The sequence below is a fragment of the Stenotrophomonas sp. STEN030 genome, from assembly GCF_056759995.1.
The window spans coordinates 72,460-91,286 of the sequence record NZ_JBRREB010000005.1 but is presented as its reverse complement, the minus strand read 5'-3'; the positions used below and the strand labels follow the sequence as shown (position 1 = coordinate 91,286).

Below are 18,827 nucleotides of genomic sequence, written 5' to 3'. Positions count from 1 at the left end.
TGGAACGTCTGATTTTCGCCAGTACTGTAGAACTGAGTCGAGACGAAGTGATCATCGAGCGAATCTCACAAACGGTGGCACCAGGATTTCATCCCAGGCAACGCGACACTTCCAGATACGCCTGCAACACTGAGCGTGCGAATGTTGTTTTCATGTGATTTCCGAACAGGGACGTTCTGCCATCGTTCTGCCTGTTTTTTCTTCGGCATCACCAACCCTATTCAAATCCAAGCAATCGCTCGGGATGCGAATACACGTTGAATCGATCACGCCGGGCGAAGCCGATCAGGCAGATGCCCGCCGCGTTCGCCAGGTCAATGGCAAGTGCCGTCGGCGCAGAAACTGCTGCAACAACAGCGATGCCAGCGTGCGCCGCCTTGCTCACCATTTCATAACTGGCCCGACTCGATATGAGAACAAGGCCTGCTTCGGTCGATACGGACCCTCGACGCAGGCCGCCGATCAGCTTGTCCAGCGCGTTGTGCCGTCCCACATCCTCTCGAACGTGCGTGATTCGACCGTCCGGATCCACCCAGGCCGCCGCATGGGTGGAACCGGTGGCCAGGTTCATCGGCTGCATTCTGGGAAGAGATGACAGCGCCAACCGCAATGAAGCCACAGGAAATGTCGAGCTTCTTTCAATCGGCGGTGTCAGCCGCAGGACGTCCTCCAGCAGTCGTGCGCCGCACAAACCACATCCGCTGCGCCCGGGTAGCGTCCGGGTCGAGGTGGCTGACAGGGAAGCTGCCGGCGCCATGCTGGTCACCTGCATATGGATCTCGATGCCTTCGATGCAGGGGCTTACTTCGATACCGATCAACTCGGAGGTATCCGCAATCAGGCCTTCGGTCAGTGAAAAGCCAAGTGCCAAGTCTTCCAAGTCTGATGGTGTGGCCATCATTACGGAAAAGGGTACATCGTTGTAGCGCATCGCAACCGGGACTTCCTCGGCGACGCTGTCGACGATCTGGCTCCGCTCACCCTTGCACCAGCGGATTGTTCGCCGGGCGGCGACCCCTGGCGGCGTTTCATCAACAGAAGTTGGATCGACTCTGGACATGCGGGCGGCGACCTGGCGGCTTGGCTGAGCGATGTGGAGTTCTGGAGCGTGCTTCTCTGGTCGAAGAATAGCTCAAGCATGTGATGGTCAAATCAGGGCGGCGTCGCAACACAGTAATCCCGTTCGGCCCAATCAAAATCGACCTTGTTGCCTACGAGGCACTGGCCAAGGCAATCTTGCAGCGACGGGCGGTTTGGCGTTCCAGCTTGGCCGGTGGTCGCTGTGATCGCGGCCGACAGTTACCCAGGCCCCCAATAGATCAACATCATTACAGCGTTTTGGAGAACGCAGATCACCATGGTGACCGGAATTAGCTTCACAATCAGCGTTTGTCTTATCGCTTGTGCCGCGCTGGTACTCAGCGAGTACCGCGGCTGGAGGATAGGCAAGGCCATACTGAAAATTGTCGCCAGTACGGCATTCCTGGCTTTGGCGCTTCAACTCAACGCGACAGCATCAGCCTATGGCCAATTGATCCTGATGGCACTCGGACTCAGTTGGGTGGGGGATGTATTCCTTTTGTCCCAGAAGAGCCGCCTGTTCCTGCTTGGTCTGGCCAGTTTCCTGCTTGCTCATTTGATTTTTGCCGTCGCTTTCGCGACCCTGCCTACAGATGTTACGGCGTTGGTCCTGGGGCTCGTTCTCATGAGCTCTCTTGGGATCGCGGTTCTTGCATGGCTTTGGCGCCATTTGAAATCCTTCTATCGCCTCGCCGTTACGGCATACGTGACGGCTATTGTTGCGATGTGCGCCTTGGCGATTTCCGCAAGCGTAACTTCCGGTATGTGGACGCTTGCAGTTGGTGCGGTGATATTTGCAATCTCGGACGTCGCCGTTGCTCGCAACCGTTTCGTGGCTCCGGCTGCCAGCAATAAGCTCTGGGGGTTGCCGCTCTACTACGGCGCACAGATCATCCTCGCCTTGTCGGTTGGCTGGATGCAAGCAGGTGCCAGCTGATAGCTCCTTCAGTTCCCGGCCACTACTCGAGGCGGCAGATCTGTCTTGTCTCGGGTGTTTGGCCTCAGATTGGAAAGGTCGGGTTTCAGCGTTGTCATTGACAACTGAATCCCCCTAGAAGACAAGGCAGGAGGAAAACGTGCTCTCATTCAAACGAGTTGCAACAAGTATTTCTCACACGCGACGGACAACTTTCTCATTTGCGTTGGTGGTCATATCTACGCTTGTCGGGTGCGACAGAGCAAGCGTGAAATGGTCCGAAGAAGTACGGCTCGCTGATGGGCAGGTCATCGTTGCTGCACGGACTGCGCGAGGTGAGACGTACTCGGAGCTTGGCGGGACTGGTGGTTGGAGAGATCCGGTCGAGATGTCGATTTCAATCATCAAAATGCCAGATGGTTTCACGTTGCCACCCGAGTGGCGTGATAACTACGTGCCGGTTCTTCTCGATCACAACACAGAAACTAATACATGGTCGATCGTGGCGACGTTCTATTATTGCGATACCTGGTATGCGCTGGATAGGCCGATACCACCCTATATCGAATACCAGTCGGTAGACGGCACCGCTTGGCGGCGCGTGCAGCTTGAAGAGAGACTTGTCGGCCAGGGGGCGAATCTGCTGACAGGTCCCAGCACGAAGGGTGAGCCGAGTCTTGTGACGATAGGATTGAAAGAGCAGAGCCAGCGCAGTGCGGGGCGAAAGTACAGACACATCCTGCGAACGTGGGGGGTTGAAGAAGGCAACAATTGCGCGCCCCAACAAAGCAAAGAATCGAATGTGGTGCCCTGAGCTGCATTGCATGGCGTACGCAGATGGCCGGGATACGCCGGCTGATCGCGGCATGGATACCAGTTCATTGCTGCTAGGCACCCGTCGACAAGTGGCAATCCAATGGAACGCCCAACTCTGAGGATGCTCGCATGGGACTTCTGATCTTCAGCCTGAACATCACCCTGGACGGCTGCGTTGACCACAAAGAGGGTGTCGCCGACGGCGAAACCCACGCTTTCTTCAGTCGCCTGATGGACGAGGCTGGAGCGATGCTTTGGGGGCGTGCCACCTACGAGATGATGGAGGCCTATTGGCCGGCGGTCGCTCGTGGCGACGAAGAGGCCACACCGGCGATGCGCGACTGGGCGCTCAAGCTGGAGACCAAGCCGAAGTACGTGGTGTCGTCCAAGCGAACGGACTTCCCGTGGACCAACAGCCGCCACATCGTCGGCGAATTGCGCTCGAGCGTGCAGAAACTCAAGGATGCGACCCCAGCCGGCGTGCTTCTCGGTAGCGGCATGCTCGCTACCGAGCTGGACAGGCTCGATCTGATCGACGAGTACAAGTTCCTCGTCCACCCCAGGATCGCCGGGCACGGACCAACTCTGCACCAGCGCGGCTTGAACAATACGCGACGACTGGAGCTGATCTCGTCGTCGCCACTTCTTAACGGCGTAGTCGCCATGCACTACCGGCGTGCGTGCGGTTCATAGCCGGCTGCAGCGGAAGATAGTGCTTCTACGGTCCAATCGACATTTCGACTAGACCCGGCCCCCGCTTCTGGCGGCTATCGAAATCAAATCCCGGGCGCGCTGCATGCTCACCCGGGCCACAGAACTCAGGCCAACAGCTCGCGACGAACGATCTCCGCACCCGCACTGAGTGCATGCAACTTGCCTCTGGCCACGTGGCGAGGCAGCGGTGCCATCCCGCAGTTGGTGGACGGATAGAGCTTGTCTGCGTCCACAAATTGCAGCGCCTTGCGCAGGGTATTGGCTACATCCTCGGCGGTCTCGATGATGTCGCTGGCCACGTCGATCGCGCCCACCATTACTTTCTTGCCACGTACCAGTTCGATCAGGTCAATCGGCACATGCGAGTTCTGGCATTCCAGCGAAATGATGTCGATGCTCGACTGCTGCAGCTTCGGGAAGGACTCTTCGTACTGCCGCCACTCTGAGCCGAGGGTCTTCTTCCAGTCGGTATTGGCCTTGATGCCGTAGCCGTAGCAGATATGCACAGCAGTCTCGCATTTGAGCCCCTCAATCGCCCGCTCAAGGGCAGCAACACCCCAATCATTCACTTCGTCAAAGAAGACATTGAAGGCTGGTTCGTCGAACTGGATGATATCGACGCCGGCGGCCTCCAGCTCCTTGGCTTCCTGATTGAGGATCCTGGCGAATTCCCAGGCAAGCTTCTCGCGGCTCTTGTAGTGATCGTCGTAGAGCGTATCGATCATCGTCATCGGGCCGGGTAAGGCCCATTTGATCGGCTGCTTGGTCTGCTGACGCAGGAACTTGGCATCCTCGACGAACACCGGCTTCTGCCGACTGACGGCGCCGACGACGGTTGGCACACTGGCGTCGTAACGGTTGCGGATCCTCACTGTCTCGCGCTTCTCGAAGTCAACGCCGTCGAGGTGTTCAATGAAGGTGGTGACGAAGTGCTGGCGGGTCTGCTCGCCATCGCTGACGATGTCGATGCCCGCCTGCAACTGCTCGTGCAGTGAAAGACGCAGGGCGTCCTGCTTGCCTTCAAGCAACTCCTCGTCCTGAAGCTTCCACGGTGACCAGAGTTTCTCGGGTTCGGCAAGCCAAACGGGTTTGGGCAGACTTCCAGCGGTTGAGGTGGGCAACAATTTCTTCATGGCGGGTTATTTCTAGTTCCTTGGAGTGATCAGAGCGCGCAGGCGGCGGCCCACTGTTCCAGCGTTTGCCGGTGAGGCTTGATGAAGTTCTCTTCGGTGAAGCGTCCCTGTTTGATCGCCAACTGACTGCGTTCCTCACGGTCATAGACAATCTTTGTCAGGGAGTAGTCCTGATGCTTCAGGCTGGGCTGGTAGACACTTCCCGCTGCAGAGTTGGCGTTGTAGATCTCGGGCCGATAGATCTTCTGGAAGGTCTCCATCGTGCTGATGGTGCCGATCAGCTCCAGATCGGTGTAGTCGCCCAACAGGTCGCCGAAGAAATAGAACGCCAACGGCGCAACGCTGTCCGGCGGCATGAAGAAGCGGACCTGCATTCCCATCTTTGCGAAGTATTGATCGGTTGAGGACAGCTCGTTCTGCAGGTACTCCACGCCCAGTGCCGGGTGGTGATTGGCAGTGCGGTGGTAGATCTTGCTGCTGGACGCGCTGATGCATATCACTGGAAGTTTGTTGAAGTTTTCCTTGTAGGCAAGCGAGTTCACGAAATGCTTGAACAGCTTTCCGTGCAGGTCACCAAAGTCATCCGGTGCGGAAAAAGCGGTGCGGTTGCTGTTGTAGTCCGGCAACAACACGCTGAAATCGTAGTCACGCACATAGGAAGAGAAGTTGTTCCCTACGATTCCTTCAATGCGCGCCTTGGTCTGGCGGTCAACGATGGTTGTCTTCAGTATCTCGATCAGCGGGAAGGCCTCTGTCTGACCTTCGCCGGACACACCCATCTCGGCTGAAATTATTTCCAGCTCGACGGCGTAGCGGTCGCCCATTGGATTGTCCCAATCGGCAAGGCTGTTGAATCGGTTGTCGATCATCTTCAGCGTATTGCGCAGGTTTTCCTGGCGGCTGCTGCCCCTGGCCAGATTGGCGAAGTTGGTTGTCAGCCGCGTACTGTCCAACGGCTGGTAGTTTTCGTCGAAGCAGATTCGCTTGATGCTGAATTCAAAGTTGTCTTTCATGGCAGTGCGCTACCGTAGGTTCTGCGGATAGAGGCCAGCACAGCGTCATGCTGATTCGGCGGGGGAGTTCGCTTTCAGGCAGCGACGATGGTTCTGGGTGGATTTGTTGCCGCGCGGCGGGTCAGCTCAAGCACCGGCAACGCCCGTTCGACTGCCAGCCGGGCGCGTTGGATCAGATCGTTGTTCTCCAGTACGTGACCGGCGAAGTCCCTGTCGGTGGCGTAAACGCCCAGCGGCAGCGTGCGTGCCTGGAAGAAGCTGAAAAGTGGTCGCAACTGGTGGTCGATCACCAGCGCATGGCGCTCACTGCCGCCGGTTGCGGCCAATAGAACAGGCGTGTCGATCAGCGCATCCTGGTCAACAAAATCGAAGAAATGTTTGAACAGCCCCGTGTACGAGCCGCGGTAAACCGGCGTGGCCACCACCAGAACATCAGCCTGCTCGACTGCCGACAGACCGAGCTCCACCGTATCGGGCAGCTCACTGCGCCTGACCGTACCGGCAAGGTGAGGGGCGAGTTGGCCCAGCTCGACGAGCTGGGTTTCGCAGTGGACCTCGGCAGCAATCAGGTTCGACAGATGCTCGACCAGAGCTCCGGCCTTGGAGGGGCGCTGCAGGCCGCCGGAAACCGCGACGACGCGAAGTGGGGGAGGGTGTGTCATTTCTGCCTTCATGGGGGACTGGATCGTCGCCAGCTGAATGGAGCGGCTGGTGAGGTTCGATCCTAGTTGCGGTTTTCCATGAGGTAAAATGGTTTAATTTCACCATTCCATGAAGAAAATTCATTCATATGCTTGAGCGCATCCATCTGAGCATCGTCCAGCAGGTCGAAAAGCAGGGCTCGTTGACGGCCGCAGCGGGCGTGTTGAACCTGACCCAGTCAGCCCTGAGCCACAGCATCCGCAAGCTCGAACAGCAGCTGGGCACCGACATCTGGTTGCGTGAAGGTCGCAGCCTGCGGCTTACCCAATCCGGGCAGTACCTGCTCGCGGTTGCCAACCGGGTGTTGCCGCAACTGGACCTGGCCGAAGAGCGCCTGGGCCAGTTCGCGCAGGGCGAGCGCGGCGAGCTGCGCATCGGCATGGAATGCCATCCCTGCTACCAGTGGCTACTCAAGGTGGTGTCGCCCTATCTGGCGGCGTGGCCGGACGTGGACGTGGATGTCCGGCAGAAGTTCCAGTTCGGCGGAATCGGGGCGCTGTTCGGCTACGAGATCGACTTGCTGGTCACGCCTGATCCCTTGTTCAAGCCGGGCCTGAAGTTCGAGCCCGTGTTCGACTACGAGCAGGTGCTGGTGGTAGCCAAGGACCATCCACTGGCTTCCGTTGCGTACGTGAAGCCGCAGCAGCTGACCCGCGAGGTATTGATCAGTTATCCGGTGGATATCGAGCGCTTGGATATCTACAGCCAGTTCCTGTTGCCTGCGGGCATCACCCCCAGACGGCACAAAGCCATCGAAACCACCGACATCATGGTGCAGATGGTGGCCAGTGGCCGCGGCGTGGCCGCGCTGCCACGCTGGCTGGTGGAGGAGTATGCAAGCAGGATGGACGTGGTACCGGTGCGGCTTGGTGCACGCGGCATCGCCAAGCAGATCTTCCTCGGTGCACGTGAGACGGACACCAGCATCGACTACGTGCGAGCCTTCATCGAGCTGGCACGGCACTCAACCGCGGTGGCTGCGTCGAGCATTGGAAAGGCTGCTGACGACAAGCCACGTCGTTGAACCTAGACCACCGACGCTGCTTGGCGAACACCACGAGCAAGCTGCTGCCTGGCGCCTCGTCCGCTCGATCAGAGAGCGCGGCGGAGCGTTCACTTGAAAGCCATTACGGTAAGACCCTTGAATCATCACGATATGCCCATGTACGCGAACGACATCACTGCTGGTTACTCCTTGGAGGTGAGCCCCAAAGCTATTCCAGCGCTGACCGCAGCAGCAGCCTGGATCGCACCCGGCTCGACTGTTTTCATTCCCTACCTGCCGGGTGAAGACAACGCAGCCCGGTTGGCTGCAGCTGCGAAAGTTCGTGGATTGGGCTTTGAACCCATGTTGCATGTACCGGCAAGGCGCATTGCCTCGCTCGCTGAGCTGGAGTCGTTCATCGCTCGTGCGGTTGATGAGGCCGGTGTCGAGCGTTGCTTTGTGATTGCCGGAGACTCACCAACCCCCAAAGGTCCGTTTGCGGATAGCGCATCATTGATTGAAACGGGCGTACTCGAACACTCAGGCATCAAACTCGTTGGAGTGGCCGGGCATCCTGAAGGGCACCCGGTGATGAGTGAAAGCGAGCGTTGGGAAATGCTTGAGCGCAAGTGCCGCAGCATCGAAAACCGAGGCATGACGCCGCTGATCGTCACCCAGTTCGGGTTTGATGCCGATATCGTACTGACCTGGCTTTCGGCACTGCGCGAGCGCGGCATCGAGTACCCGGTGTGTGTGGGCGTGCCCGGTCCAGCAGGTATTGCGGTGCTCGCACGCTATGCGGCGATGTGCGGCGTCAGCGCTAGCGCGTCGATCTGGTCCAAGTACGGCATTTCGATCGGCAAGCTGTTTGGCACAGCCGGGCCGGATCAGTTTGTTGATCGCCTGTCCAGCGGGCTGACGGAAGCACATGGAAGCGTGAGCCTGCATATCTTCCCATTCGGCGGCATCTCGCAGTCCGTGGAATGGGTGGAGCATTACCGCGCTCGTAACTAATTCGGGCGCACGCGACCAAACTGTAGTCGGAAGAAGACTGCTGCGATCAAACAGCCGGAGAACCCGGCTATGATCCATTCAAAGTGCAGCCAGTGAAGGCGAGGGAGGGCAGGTGCAGGAGCTTGTACTCAAGTTGGCAGGAAGCTTTGGACACAGGACGGCTGGCGAAATTATTGTCGTCTTGGCCTTGCTGCTATTTTTGGCTTTCAAAGGTCTTTACTCGCTCAACGGCGACCGAGCCAAAGCACGGCAAGAGTTCCTGCAGCTTTGGGACTTCGAACGCGCAAAGCGCGATCCACTCTGGTGTGAGGTATTGATTCGTCACTACTGCCGCGAGTTCCTGCCGGCGCGGATTGTCATCAACGTAGCTTCGAACTCCCAGGCCGCGGATACCCTGTGGGCCCTGAGCTTCTCAACGGGATTCTTTCAGCTTGACGATGGTTTTGTTCGATGGAGGAACAGGCGCCACGAAAAGGCGCTATCCGCGATGTTCAACATCATGGCGGCATTTGGGATGTATTTCCTATTGGCACCAGCCGCGATGCTGATACTTTGGTTGAGCTATCGAGGCTTTGGTACGCCCTCAGGTGCAGTGCTGGTGGTGATGGTATTGGTTGGATTGCTGCTGGGAGGTACTGCCATCAAGTCCTTGGACTATGGTTTCGAGCTCGCAAGCGCGCGCAAGAATTTCTTCAAGATCCAGAGCATGCAACCTTCATTGGTTCCAGAACCAGTGGAGGAACTGAAGGCTGTAGTCGGAAACAAGCTAGCCAAGATGCGAGGGAAGCGTAGGGCGACGCAGCGGTCAGTACCGAAGGCAACAAAAACACGGTAGGCCTGTATAGCTACCAATCTGCGCAGCGGCACGAAGCTTTTGGTTCGCGTGGAGTCACTCGCAAAAGATGGGGTTTCTTTTGTTCCTGTAGCATCTTCCTGATGAAATCGTGGCAAAGCCCGATGCGTTTGACTACATCGAGCGTTTCCACAACCGTCGGATGCGGCGGAGGATCGCCAGGCGCGATTTGAGTTTCTCAACCCTTTCACAACCGTCCGTCATTTCAACGTAGAACCCGTCGCTCCTACCCGAAACCGAACGCCGATCGCTCCTTGAAAACGGCAAGCAAAGAGAAAGGTCAGCGGCAAGCAATGGCTCTTCGCCCCAAAAAAGCGCAATGACGCGGCGATTGCCTATCTCTGCAATCCTTTGGCCAGCTCGCCGGCCATCTGCTCGGCCAGGTGTTGCTGGAGCGGTACATAGTTGTTGGTATCGGTGGTGGCTGTGAACTCTCGTGACCACAACGAGCGCTGGCTTGATTGGTCAACCAGAGTCAGCACGACAACCGTCTGCTCTGGCGTCTGCCGGACGCTGATGCGCGCATGCAGGTCGGCTCGCCCGGCATTGTCGGTAACGCCATATCCAGCCGGCAGTGCGTTGCTCACTTGGGCAAGGAAGCTTTCGCGCAGGCCTGCGTTGAACTGAGGGAACAGCACGTACTCGCACAGTCCCATTGGTGGCTCGACGGCAATCAGCTGATGCTGCCTGTTGAACTGCATCAAGCTCCATGCCATGGCTGCCGCCACCACCATGGCCAGAGCAAGGCCGGCGAGCGCGATGCGCGGAAAGGGTCTACTTCGCGTGGGCGATGGGGCCGCCAGGGCCGGAACTGCGTCAGCCTCTGTTGCGATACGGGACACCGGCCCACCAATAAAGCGGTAGCCGGCGCGCGGGCGCGTCTGGATGAAACGCGGAACATCCGCGTCATCTTCCAGCAGGGCGCGTATCCGGCGAATGCAAGTGTTGAGTGCGGCGTCGCCACCTGTGCCCGCGCGAGGCCAGAAGCGCTCCAGAAGCTCTTGCCGGCTGACGACCCTCTCTGAGTGCTCGATCAGGTAGGTCAGGACCTCGACCAGCTGTGGTGGCGCGTCCAGTGGCTGCTGGCTACGGCAGATGCTGAATCTGTCTGGATCAATGGTGAATTCAGCAAAATTCAGCATGGTTTTCGGCTCCTGGAACGGTCTGACGACGTCGGGTCACGAAAAGACAGCCCCCGTCAGCCGATGTCACTCGCTAGTTTGGCAGAAATCCATAGCCTCATTGGCATGTCGGAGTGCCTCGCCAAGAAGCGGCGTCACCTGGCGCACCCAATCCATCTTGCCTCTCATCAAGGACATGCCATGCATTACTCATTACTGAGCTGCCTGTGTTTTGGGCTGCTGCTGTTGGTCCCTGCCCATGAGGCGCTGGCTGAACGAACCGATGTAGAAGTCCGCGTCCTCGCCCGCGGTGCCAAGTTCCTCGGCGGCTATGCGGCGCCGGTGAGGGTACAACTCATCGATGCCGACACCGGTGAGATGCTGGCCCAAGGGCTTACCGTGGGGACCACGGGCGACACCGCCAAAATCATGGGGCCAGTCAATGGGCGCGACGCGCCGCTTTCCAGCCCAGGCTCCGCAGTGTTCAGCACCTCGCTGGATATTGATCGCCCACGTCGCGTCACCCTCAGCGCCACCGGCCCGTTGAGCCAACCCCAGGCCACCACCACCACGACCAGCCAGCAATGGATTCTGCCGGGGAAGCACTTGACGGCGGGCGATGGCTGGCGGGTGGAGCTGCCGGGGCTGATCGTGGATCTTGCCGAGCCGATCGCCTATAGCCAAGTCCGTGTGGGGCAGGTGATTCCCATCCGCGCGGGTATCAGCCTGCTGTGCGGGTGCAACCTGAGCGAGAGCGGGCCTTGGCGTGCCGCCGAAGTGGATTCGGAGGTGTATCTCACTGTGAACGGCGGCACCCCGAAGCGCATCTCGCTTGCTTTCGACCCGACTGACGCAATGTTCAAGGCAATTCTGACTGCAGAAGTTGCAGGCCTGTACGAGTTGGAAGTGCGTGCCTGGATGGCCTCCAGCAACAACGCAGGTGTCGCACGCACCGCATTCTTCGTACGATGAGCTGCCCTATGAATCCGATTTCCTTCATGCACCGGATGCACGGAAGCGCCTTCGTCATTGCCACACTTATTCTTCTTGCATTGTGTGCAACAGGGCGGGTATCCGCAGACGATGGGATGCCTGTTTCAATGGCGTCGCAGATGGAAGTCAATCGCCTGCGTTATGGCATTGCCGGGCAGGCGGTATATATCGCGCAGGGGCAGCGCGTTACATACCGTGGCGTGGATGGTAAAGCGGACCTCCAGACTGCGGAGGCGATGACGCTTGATCATGTCTTTCCGGTGTACTCGCTCAGCAAGCTCTTGGCCAGCACCTTGGTGATGCAGCTCGTAGAGACTGGTCAGATTGATCTGGATTCGCCAGCGGAAACGTACTTGATCGGGCTGCCGCCGCGCTGGCAGGGAATTGCGGTTCGCCATTTCCTGAACCACACATCGGGCGTGCCGGAGTACCTCAACAGATCGCAATACCGGAATTCGACCGGGGAAATGGTGTATCCCTCCACCACGGAAGAACTATTCGCTTCGTTGACCGAGGAGCCGCTGTTGTTCGCGCCCGGCAGCGAGTCCCGTTACACGCAGACCAACTTCCTTGTGCTGTCGGAACTGTTGTCCAGACACTACGGCAAACCGTATCCGTTGATCGTCCACGAGCGCATCCTGCTACCGCCGGGCATGAAGCACACTTGGTTGGGTACCGATGCATCATCGGGCAGTCCGAGAGTTGCAAGCTATATCGGTGAAGGAGGAAAGCTGCGCAGAGACCCGGAATTGATCCTGCCGTCGTACGCCTACGCACATGGTTCATTGCATATCACCCTTGGCGATCTGGCGAGCTTCCTCCAGGCACTCGCGTCAGGTGAGCTGGTGGGCAAGGATACGCTTGCCAGGCTCTGGCAAGAGCCCTTGCTTGCCAGCGGCCGGCGCGGCATCTTTGCCAGCGGCTGGGATTATGGCGAACGCGGCGGCACCTACTACGTCGGGCATGACGGGGGAACGAAGGTCCGGGTGCGCATCGTGCCCGGAAAAACGTCCAATGACCCTCCCTATCTGGCGGCCTATCTGACCAATGGCAGCGCTCGCAATGTATGGTCATCGGTGCTTATAGACAGCGCGCTGGCAGCGACTGCCCCCGAGAACTTTCCTGTCGAGCGCCTGCAGGAGGAATTGATCGGTTATGCGGCTCAGCCTGCCGATGAGGTGGATGCCCATGAGCAGATTCGCAGGATCCGCGCGTCGAGTAATCTTGACGACAAGGCGCTGGAGAGCATCATCAACTCGACCGGTTATCTGCTGCAGCAGAATCTCGGTGTTGATACGTCGATCAGGGTGTTTATTCTCAATACGCTCATGTACCCCGCCTCAACCAATACATGGCACAGCCTGGGCGAGGCGTACGCCGTGCAAGGCGAGGCCATCAAGGCGGAGGCGGCCTATGCCATGTCGCGACGTGTTGCGCAGCGAACCGAGAACTGATGATGTCCGTCGGGATGATAAGTTCCGGCGAACCGCCCCCAAATCAGTGTTTCGCCGAGCCCCTGAACGCATACCCGGAGCGACGGTTCTGGGGTTGCCATGAGTGGTAAAGGGTCTGGCGTTGCCAACGTCTGCTTCTGGCTAAGGTCGGGGAGGGAATTAGGGGATTTGTCGGGGGTGGGGCGCACCCAATGCGGGCGATGATCCAAGCGCAGCTACAGGTGTCCATCTACTGAAGCGTGGAATCAAACAGCGACTTGGCCAGCTCGATCGTTGCCTGATGCGTAGCCTGCTTATCGGCGTTCACTTCGCACAGCTTTTCTACCCGCTCGCGCCCGAGTTCCGTGCAGTCCGCAAGGAAGTCGTAGTGACCCACCAAGGGGAGTACCTGAAGTCGCGCGTTGTCATTTGCCTCGGCAATGACCTTGCTGTTGCTGGCGGGCGCGGCAATCGCATCGGCCTCACCCACAACCAACGACAGCGGAGCCTCCAACTGTGCGAGCTCACCCGGCTCGAACGCCTGCACAATTGCCGGTGCCATCAGGAACACAGCGCGAACGTTGGGAATGCGCCGATCCTCCGCCGACCTGGCTACCCATGGTGCCAGCTCCGGCGTAGTGGCCGCCGCCATCCGCCGCTCAAGGGTCATTTCCGGATTCTCGGCCTGCGGCATGCATACCCCATCCTTCGGCGATGCCTTGCAGAAGGCGGCCAACCGGGACATATCCGGCCGCGCGCCGGCAGCCACCAGCGCGGTGAACCCGCCGGCCGAATATCCCACCAATCCAAGCCGGTCCACATCCACATGCGGAGCCAGCACGGGGTCGGCCTGCACCGCAGCCAATGCCACAGCCAGGTCATCGGCGCGGTTCCACACCAGAATGCTTCCGGCTTCGGTCATCGCGTCCACACCGTTATTGCCGGGATGGTCCACCGCGACCACCACATACCCCGAGTTTGCCAGGGCTGTGCCGAACCAGCCCATCATCCGGGCGCTGCCGCCGTTGCCGTGTGACAGCAGCAGTACTGGCCAGCGGCCCGCCGCAATGGGGGCATCGACGGCAGAAGACCCTGCAACGAACAGCGGCGCACCCGGTGGCCCGATAGCCAGCGGCTGATGTTTTACACCTGGCTGCGCCGGATACCACACGGTATACCGCACCTGGTCGCTGTGCCCGGCATCGCGGACTGCTGCGCTGGGCGTGTGCGCCACGCCATGGGTTTCGCCAACAGCGGGGAAGGGTGCAGCCGCCCAGGCCAACGGCGCGAACAGACAGGTCAGCAGGATCAATGTGTAGGGCACTACTCGCACGGATGGGTCTCCTTGGTTCAACTCAGTTAGGACAGCGGTAGCCAGATCTCCACACCGCCGTTCCCGGTGCGGTCGTCGAAGCGGGCGTCATAGCGTTCGAAGTCGGGCGCGTCGGCGAGGCTCAGGCCGGAGCGGGGCAGGTAGTCGTTCAACAGCCAGTACCAGGTGGAGCGGATGGTTGAGATGTGGCCCGCATGCCACGCCACCAGATAGTCCCCGGCCGGAATGGAAACTGCATCCCACGCTGAAGGCACGGCGGCGCTCGCACCGATCTCCATGCCGGCGATGTAGTCGAAGCCACCCTCGCCATCGTGGTTGCAGCAGACCCCGAAGGCGATGTCCTTGCCCAGTTCCCGGGTCAGCGCCAACTGCTGCCATTGCGAGGGAATAGACGCCACGGTAGTGGCGGTATGACGGGCACGGATACCCGCCACACGTAGCGGCCCCTGCGTGCGACGTACCGGTTCGACCTCGCAAGGCAGGGGTGGGGCGTCGAGCTTGATGGCCTCCAACAGCGCGAGGCCGTGCAGACCCTTCCGGCGAACTTTTTCCGGGGGCAGCTTGAACTGCTCGGTGAAGGCGTTGGTAAAGGCCGCATGCGAGGCATAGCCAGCGGCCAGGGCGACATCCAGGATGGGCTCGCTGCCAGCAGCCAGGGACCGTGCCGCCTCGGTCAGTCGGCGCACACGAAGATAGCGCGCCATCGAGGTTCCGGTACTGACCTGGAACAAGCGGGAGAGGTGGAACGGCGAGAGTTCCACTGCCTCGGCGATCTGGGCCAGCGAGGGGTTCTCGGCAAAGTGGCTTTCGATGTACCACAAGGCCTTGCGTGCCGCACCCATGACGCCTGTTCCGTACCAGTGAATGGGTGGAAGCGTAGCGCAGCGCGGGGGAGGGCGTTTGCGGGATCTTGCTGTTGCTGCGCGGTGTAGGTGAGCTGTGCGAATGCAAAAGTGATTAGGGCGTTTTATGGAGGATTGGGGGGCTGTCGCTCCTCGCCGTCAATCCAGCACCCGAGCCCGCAGTGAAATTTAATGAAAGGGCATGATGGATGGTTGGCTATTCTTGGTGCACTTGCTTCCCTTCGAGCCGTTCAATGAACTCCAATCGTTGCTTGTAGAGACGTCTGCACTCGTCATAACTACCAATGATGGCGTTATTCGCGGATTTCGCATCGGAGCAAATTTGGACGATTCGATTGTTATCCGCCAAATGAGCCAAGAGAAGAATCATCCCCATTCCGGAGGGATAGGCGATTGCGTAGGTTGTAGCGTAGATGACGAGAGTACGAGCGCGTTCTCGCTTTGTGGATCTGCGCCACCAACCTTTCCGATTTGGCAGGTTAGGAAATGCCACCGCAATGAATCTCTCTATAGCGAGATACACCCAAGCGAGAGCAACAATTTCGCACGCGTAGAATATAAGATTACTCAGGCTAGGAGGGCCGGTAACGATTTCGGTTCGATGCACCGCTAAACCTGCACCCGCTATAGCAACTGCAAGCGCCCAGTTCCTTCCAAGCTCCAAAATGCCAACAAGGAAATCTGTTGGCCTGACGAGGGAGGGGGCTAGTTCATCGGCTTGGGTTGTTGCTTCCATTTTTTACTCACGTGCTTTGCGTTTCTGATTCACAGTGTCATGGTGAGCTTGTCCAAGTTCGCAGCTTCTTTCAAGAGGCCTCCGGCATGAGCAATTTTATGTAAACGGAAAGGTGTGCGATCAGCGTTCCGACAGTGCCGCACAAGGCAAATTAGGCGATTACGCAATTTCGCATAATGTATACACCGTGCGCAGAATTACCCTGTTCTGCGGCCTGTACGTGCGCAGGGGAGGCGAGGCTTATCCCGATCGCTAGGGTCATGGCCGTTGCTGATAGGCGCTTCCAGAATGTGCGCTCTGGCGATGTGAGCGCCGCCTGCCTCATGATCTGAATTGCCGCTTTTTCCGGCTCCGGATGGCCTTGAATGCGCAACGCATCCGCGACTACCCACACCTGCGGCACGCGTCGGCCCTGTCGATAGTGGCCGATAGCCCCGTCCGTAATTCCCAGCATTGGCGCTAGTTTCGAGAAACTCTCGACGTCAGCCGCCTTGCGCGTTTTCTCAAAGAATTCGTTCCAGTCCATCTAGGCCACCCTTTGTCTATACGGGTGTAGCCTACGACTGTTGACGCCTACGGGTGTAGGGGGCTATAAAGCGCCCGGCGTCTACATGCGTAGGCGACCCCGCCCCCTGTACCCGCAGGGGCCCGGGTCACGGGTAGGGGAGGGGATGCACATGCACGCAGCTGCCGTCATCGCATTGATTGCTTCATCGCTGGCCTTGTCGGTCGGCACAGCCGGTCTGTTCGGCTGGGTGATTCGTCGCCGGGATTCGCGTGTTGATTCCGCGTACCGCGCCGCTCGCCTCGTAGCAGTGTCCAGGGCGGAGGTGTCCGGTGTCTGATCCCGTTTGCATCTTCATCAGCTATGAGGAATTGCAGCGTCTCGTTCACTGGCTTTTCCTCGTTGCGGTTTGCACTCCGTTTGTGTGGGTAGTGCTGACCACCGATTGGTGGTTCTGGATTGATCTTCTACGCGTCTGGGCTCGTCGTCGTCGCATTCGTGCGATTCGCGAGGCGCGCCGTGGGTGACTTCCTTTTTTGCGTTGCGCTAGGCGTCCTTATCCTCGTCTTCGGGCGCAGCATCATGCGAGGTCCGCGTGACTGACGCCGAACCCTACCGCTATCACGGCACGTTCTGCGGCATCTGCGGCAAGCCTCGCAAGATGCATCGCGGTGATATGTGCGAGCCGTGCTACACGCGCCTCCGCGCAACCATGGATGCGAACGTAGCAGCGCATAAGCCGCGCACCGCGCTTGATGAGTTCGACGCGTCTGTGGGCCACATGCGTGCCATGCAGCACCGCACTGAGAGCGCGTCGGAGCAGATCCACAAGGCCAAGCGCAATGGCTCTGCATCGCTTGCTGAGTACTACGCAGCGGGTCCGGTTGCATTGAGTTCAGAGGGCCAGCGCGAAGCGCTGGCCCTTGGGCTTGTCCCTTATAAAACAAGTGGTCAAGACGCACCGAAGACCGGTCGCGTATCCATCGAAATAGACCCTCTGCTGGCACGGGCGCAGCGGTTGAAAAAGTCTGTCATTACGTCCGCGAGACTTCACGATGACGAAGCGAAAGCAACGGGTTTCCGGGGCGCTTGGTACATGCTCACGCTCACCTACCGAGACGGAAGCAATAGCGGCCCTCGTGACATTAGCGATCTTCTGCGAGCGATGCGGCGCTACTTCAATGTCACTCGATCCCGCGCCAAACGGTTTGCGAGTCAAGTTTTCCGTTACCTCTGGGTGGGCGAACTCACCCAGCGCGGCATCCCTCATTACCACGTCCTGATTTGGATCCCCCAGGGCATGTACTTCCACAAGGTTGACCAGCTTGGCTGGTGGCCGCACGGCAGCAGCAATATTCAGAAGGCACGCAACGCAGTTGGCTACCTCGCCAAGTACGCAAGCAAGTTCACCAGCCTTGTTGCTGGTCAATTTCCCAAGGGCTTCCGCACGCACGGCTGCGGTGGCCTCAACAAAGAATCCAAGCGCGAACTGCGCTACTGGAAAGCCCCCGTTTCAGCACGCGAGATCCTCGGCACCGCTGCCGACATTCGCAAAGCGCTTGGCGGGTGGTTCGACAAACTCACTGGTGAATTCTGGCCCTCACCGTGGCGAGTAACCATTTTTGGCGGCCGGACAATCGCTTGGAAGGTGATAGAGCTATGAAGATTCAAATTCTTTCGTCTAACGTTTTGGTTAAGAACATTCCCGCTCGCGGTGAGCGTGCAGAGATGTTCTTTCATGAGCAAGTTGCAGCAATTATCGATTCCAACGGTGGTTTTCCGAAGCCGTTCAAGCTCTCCCTGCAGGCTGGGCAGCTTGCGTATCCCCCAGGCATGTACACGTTCGATCAGTCCAGCTTCGTCACCGACGAATACGAGCGTTTGAAAATCGGTCGCGGCATCAAGCTTGTTCCCATAGCAGATGAGAAGGCTTTGCCAGCTTCCCCAGCTGCCTCGGCCAAGCCGTAAGTCATGGCTCTCTGCGTAGCTCTCGCCCAGGACGGCACGTTGATCCCAACCGGTCAACCGGTGGGTGAGTGCACGGGCTACGTGTTGGTGTCCAGCAGCGAACACGCTGTTTACGGGCTGATCAATCAAGCATTCGCAATACCCACGCCGGAGCAGGCAGCAGGTTGGTTTGTTGGCTCTTCCGGCGTGATCATCGGTTGGTTTGTCGTTGCGCGTATCGCTGGCCGCGTAGCGAATTTCTTTCGATAGCCAGCATCAAAACGTAGGAGAAGAGCAATGGATTTTTCGGGCATTTTGGACGGTCTGAGCACCAACACCGCGGTTACCGCAATCGTCGGTGCAGCTGCACTGATCGCGATGGTTGGCTTCGCCGGTTGGGCGTCCAAGCGTGTCGCCGGATTCTTCGGTCGCACCTGATTCACTTGGGGCCGGTTCGCCGGCCCCATTCTTTTGAGGGAGGGAGTATGGATTTCCAGAGCATCTACGCGAGCGTTGAGCCCGCTATCGCGGCGCTTGCCGTGCTGGGTGCTGCGGCAATCTATGCGCAGTTGAAATTCTGTCTATGGGCTGCGCCAAAGGTTGCGCGGTTCTTTGGTGGTCGTTACGCGAGGGGACGTCTGTGATTCTTTGTCTGTTCTGCGGGTTTCTT

22 protein-coding genes are annotated in these 18,827 nt (G+C 58.8%); 13 read left to right on the top strand and 9 right to left on the bottom strand.

Annotated elements, in window-relative coordinates; genetic code table 11:
• Positions 1-217: 217 nt before the first annotated feature.
• Complete coding sequence (fdhD, locus tag ACVOLR_RS02885) at positions 218-1,060, bottom strand: formate dehydrogenase accessory sulfurtransferase FdhD (RefSeq protein WP_481535091.1); 843 nt, start codon at positions 1,058-1,060, stop codon at positions 218-220.
• Between the two features lie 297 nt (positions 1,061-1,357).
• Here fdhD and ACVOLR_RS02880 point away from each other — a divergent pair, with 297 nt between their 5' ends.
• The 3 genes from ACVOLR_RS02880 (at position 1,358) to ACVOLR_RS02870 (ending at position 3,505) form a co-directional block, all read left to right on the top strand.
• Entirely contained in the window at positions 1,358-2,017 is a 660-nt protein-coding gene (locus ACVOLR_RS02880; RefSeq protein WP_481535090.1) for a lysoplasmalogenase, read from the top strand.
• A 247-nt stretch (positions 2,018-2,264) separates the two neighbouring features.
• Complete coding sequence (locus tag ACVOLR_RS02875) at positions 2,265-2,810, top strand: hypothetical protein (RefSeq protein ID WP_481535089.1); 546 nt, start codon at positions 2,265-2,267, stop codon at positions 2,808-2,810.
• Between the two features lie 131 nt (positions 2,811-2,941).
• The gene (locus ACVOLR_RS02870; RefSeq protein WP_481535088.1) at positions 2,942-3,505 is read left to right on the top strand and encodes a dihydrofolate reductase family protein; all 564 of its coding nucleotides are present in this window, start codon (positions 2,942-2,944) and stop codon (positions 3,503-3,505) included.
• 125 nt (positions 3,506-3,630) lie between these two features.
• Here ACVOLR_RS02870 and ACVOLR_RS02865 read toward each other — a convergent pair whose 3' ends face one another.
• The 3 genes from ACVOLR_RS02865 to msuE form a co-directional block, all read right to left on the bottom strand.
• A complete protein-coding gene (locus ACVOLR_RS02865) occupies positions 3,631-4,659 on the bottom strand; it encodes a methionine synthase (RefSeq protein ID WP_481535087.1) in 1,029 nt (342 codons plus the stop codon).
• 29 nt (positions 4,660-4,688) lie between these two features.
• Positions 4,689-5,672, bottom strand: a complete 984-nt coding sequence (locus ACVOLR_RS02860; RefSeq protein ID WP_481535086.1) for a DUF1852 domain-containing protein — start codon at positions 5,670-5,672, stop codon at positions 4,689-4,691.
• Between the two features lie 74 nt (positions 5,673-5,746).
• A complete protein-coding gene (msuE, locus tag ACVOLR_RS02855) occupies positions 5,747-6,334 on the bottom strand; it encodes an FMN reductase (RefSeq protein ID WP_481535085.1) in 588 nt (195 codons plus the stop codon).
• Between the two features lie 128 nt (positions 6,335-6,462).
• Here msuE and ACVOLR_RS02850 point away from each other — a divergent pair, with 128 nt between their 5' ends.
• The 3 genes from ACVOLR_RS02850 to ACVOLR_RS02840 all read left to right on the top strand — a co-directional run bounded on the left by ACVOLR_RS02850 (position 6,463) and on the right by ACVOLR_RS02840 (position 9,208).
• On the top strand, positions 6,463-7,398 hold the full coding sequence (locus ACVOLR_RS02850; RefSeq protein WP_481531614.1) for a LysR family transcriptional regulator: 936 nt from the start codon (positions 6,463-6,465) through the stop codon (positions 7,396-7,398).
• Between the two features lie 132 nt (positions 7,399-7,530).
• The gene (locus tag ACVOLR_RS02845; protein ID WP_481535127.1) at positions 7,531-8,373 is read left to right on the top strand and encodes a methylenetetrahydrofolate reductase; all 843 of its coding nucleotides are present in this window, start codon (positions 7,531-7,533) and stop codon (positions 8,371-8,373) included.
• Positions 8,374-8,485: 112 nt separating this feature from the next.
• Complete coding sequence (locus ACVOLR_RS02840; RefSeq protein ID WP_481535084.1) at positions 8,486-9,208, top strand: hypothetical protein; 723 nt, start codon at positions 8,486-8,488, stop codon at positions 9,206-9,208.
• Between the two features lie 353 nt (positions 9,209-9,561).
• Here the strand turns inward: ACVOLR_RS02840 and ACVOLR_RS02835 are convergent, their stop codons facing one another.
• Positions 9,562-10,368 carry a winged helix-turn-helix domain-containing protein gene (locus tag ACVOLR_RS02835; RefSeq protein WP_481535083.1) on the bottom strand — a complete coding sequence of 269 codons (807 nt, stop codon included), beginning with the start codon at positions 10,366-10,368 and terminating at the stop codon, positions 9,562-9,564.
• A 180-nt stretch (positions 10,369-10,548) separates the two neighbouring features.
• Here ACVOLR_RS02835 and ACVOLR_RS02830 point away from each other — a divergent pair, with 180 nt between their 5' ends.
• Together ACVOLR_RS02830 and ACVOLR_RS02825 are read left to right on the top strand one after the other, a co-directional pair.
• Positions 10,549-11,319, top strand: coding sequence for a hypothetical protein (locus ACVOLR_RS02830; RefSeq protein WP_481535082.1), 771 nt, complete (start codon positions 10,549-10,551; stop codon positions 11,317-11,319).
• An 8-nt stretch (positions 11,320-11,327) separates the two neighbouring features.
• Positions 11,328-12,794, top strand: a complete 1,467-nt coding sequence (locus tag ACVOLR_RS02825) for a serine hydrolase domain-containing protein (protein WP_481535081.1) — start codon at positions 11,328-11,330, stop codon at positions 12,792-12,794.
• Positions 12,795-13,023: 229 nt separating this feature from the next.
• Here ACVOLR_RS02825 and ACVOLR_RS02820 read toward each other — a convergent pair whose 3' ends face one another.
• The 4 genes from ACVOLR_RS02820 to ACVOLR_RS02805 form a co-directional block, all read right to left on the bottom strand.
• Positions 13,024-14,106 (bottom strand): alpha/beta hydrolase family protein, encoded by a 1,083-nt coding sequence (locus ACVOLR_RS02820; protein WP_481535080.1) that lies wholly within the window; start codon positions 14,104-14,106, stop codon positions 13,024-13,026.
• A gap of 26 nt (positions 14,107-14,132) precedes the next feature.
• The gene (locus ACVOLR_RS02815) at positions 14,133-14,948 is read right to left on the bottom strand and encodes an AraC family transcriptional regulator (protein WP_481535079.1); all 816 of its coding nucleotides are present in this window, start codon (positions 14,946-14,948) and stop codon (positions 14,133-14,135) included.
• A gap of 217 nt (positions 14,949-15,165) precedes the next feature.
• Positions 15,166-15,705: a hypothetical protein gene (locus tag ACVOLR_RS02810; protein WP_481535078.1), complete on the bottom strand. Its 540-nt coding sequence runs from the start codon at positions 15,703-15,705 to the stop codon at positions 15,166-15,168.
• Positions 15,706-15,856: 151 nt separating this feature from the next.
• Positions 15,857-16,231 carry a DUF3693 domain-containing protein gene (locus ACVOLR_RS02805; RefSeq protein ID WP_481535077.1) on the bottom strand — a complete coding sequence of 125 codons (375 nt, stop codon included), beginning with the start codon at positions 16,229-16,231 and terminating at the stop codon, positions 15,857-15,859.
• Between the two features lie 151 nt (positions 16,232-16,382).
• On the opposite strand from ACVOLR_RS02805, the gene ACVOLR_RS02800 reads away from it, so the two are divergent.
• From ACVOLR_RS02800 to ACVOLR_RS02780, 5 genes are all read left to right on the top strand, one after another.
• Entirely contained in the window at positions 16,383-16,550 is a 168-nt protein-coding gene (locus ACVOLR_RS02800; RefSeq protein ID WP_481535076.1) for a hypothetical protein, read from the top strand.
• A gap of 372 nt (positions 16,551-16,922) precedes the next feature.
• Positions 16,923-17,873 carry a rolling circle replication-associated protein gene (locus tag ACVOLR_RS02795; protein WP_481535126.1) on the top strand — a complete coding sequence of 317 codons (951 nt, stop codon included), beginning with the start codon at positions 16,923-16,925 and terminating at the stop codon, positions 17,871-17,873.
• Complete coding sequence (locus ACVOLR_RS02790; RefSeq protein ID WP_481535075.1) at positions 17,870-18,178, top strand: single-stranded DNA-binding protein; 309 nt, start codon at positions 17,870-17,872, stop codon at positions 18,176-18,178. Before ACVOLR_RS02795 ends, ACVOLR_RS02790 begins: the two co-directional genes overlap by 4 nt.
• A 3-nt stretch (positions 18,179-18,181) precedes the next feature.
• Positions 18,182-18,427 carry a hypothetical protein gene (locus tag ACVOLR_RS02785; RefSeq protein ID WP_481535074.1) on the top strand — a complete coding sequence of 82 codons (246 nt, stop codon included), beginning with the start codon at positions 18,182-18,184 and terminating at the stop codon, positions 18,425-18,427.
• A gap of 27 nt (positions 18,428-18,454) precedes the next feature.
• Positions 18,455-18,595 carry a capsid protein gene (locus ACVOLR_RS02780; protein WP_481535073.1) on the top strand — a complete coding sequence of 47 codons (141 nt, stop codon included), beginning with the start codon at positions 18,455-18,457 and terminating at the stop codon, positions 18,593-18,595.
• Positions 18,596-18,827 lie beyond the last annotated feature (232 nt).

Coding starts and splice junctions, on each gene's coding strand:
- fdhD (WP_481535091.1), bottom strand. CDS start 1,060: ATGTCCAGAGTCGATCCAACTTCTGTTGATGAAACGCCGCCAGGGGTC.
- ACVOLR_RS02880 (WP_481535090.1), top strand. CDS start 1,358: ATGGTGACCGGAATTAGCTTCACAATCAGCGTTTGTCTTATCGCTTGT.
- ACVOLR_RS02870 (WP_481535088.1), top strand. CDS start 2,942: ATGGGACTTCTGATCTTCAGCCTGAACATCACCCTGGACGGCTGCGTT.
- ACVOLR_RS02865 (WP_481535087.1), bottom strand. CDS start 4,659: ATGAAGAAATTGTTGCCCACCTCAACCGCTGGAAGTCTGCCCAAACCC.
- ACVOLR_RS02860 (WP_481535086.1), bottom strand. CDS start 5,672: ATGAAAGACAACTTTGAATTCAGCATCAAGCGAATCTGCTTCGACGAA.
- msuE (WP_481535085.1), bottom strand. CDS start 6,334: ATGACACACCCTCCCCCACTTCGCGTCGTCGCGGTTTCCGGCGGCCTG.
- ACVOLR_RS02850 (WP_481531614.1), top strand. CDS start 6,463: ATGCTTGAGCGCATCCATCTGAGCATCGTCCAGCAGGTCGAAAAGCAG.
- ACVOLR_RS02845 (WP_481535127.1), top strand. CDS start 7,531: ATGCCCATGTACGCGAACGACATCACTGCTGGTTACTCCTTGGAGGTG.
- ACVOLR_RS02835 (WP_481535083.1), bottom strand. CDS start 10,368: ATGCTGAATTTTGCTGAATTCACCATTGATCCAGACAGATTCAGCATC.
- ACVOLR_RS02830 (WP_481535082.1), top strand. CDS start 10,549: ATGCATTACTCATTACTGAGCTGCCTGTGTTTTGGGCTGCTGCTGTTG.
- ACVOLR_RS02825 (WP_481535081.1), top strand. CDS start 11,328: ATGAATCCGATTTCCTTCATGCACCGGATGCACGGAAGCGCCTTCGTC.
- ACVOLR_RS02815 (WP_481535079.1), bottom strand. CDS start 14,948: ATGGGTGCGGCACGCAAGGCCTTGTGGTACATCGAAAGCCACTTTGCC.
- ACVOLR_RS02810 (WP_481535078.1), bottom strand. CDS start 15,705: ATGGAAGCAACAACCCAAGCCGATGAACTAGCCCCCTCCCTCGTCAGG.
- ACVOLR_RS02805 (WP_481535077.1), bottom strand. CDS start 16,231: ATGGACTGGAACGAATTCTTTGAGAAAACGCGCAAGGCGGCTGACGTC.
- ACVOLR_RS02800 (WP_481535076.1), top strand. CDS start 16,383: ATGCACGCAGCTGCCGTCATCGCATTGATTGCTTCATCGCTGGCCTTG.
- ACVOLR_RS02795 (WP_481535126.1), top strand. CDS start 16,923: ATGGATGCGAACGTAGCAGCGCATAAGCCGCGCACCGCGCTTGATGAG.
- ACVOLR_RS02790 (WP_481535075.1), top strand. CDS start 17,870: ATGAAGATTCAAATTCTTTCGTCTAACGTTTTGGTTAAGAACATTCCC.
- ACVOLR_RS02785 (WP_481535074.1), top strand. CDS start 18,182: ATGGCTCTCTGCGTAGCTCTCGCCCAGGACGGCACGTTGATCCCAACC.
- ACVOLR_RS02780 (WP_481535073.1), top strand. CDS start 18,455: ATGGATTTTTCGGGCATTTTGGACGGTCTGAGCACCAACACCGCGGTT.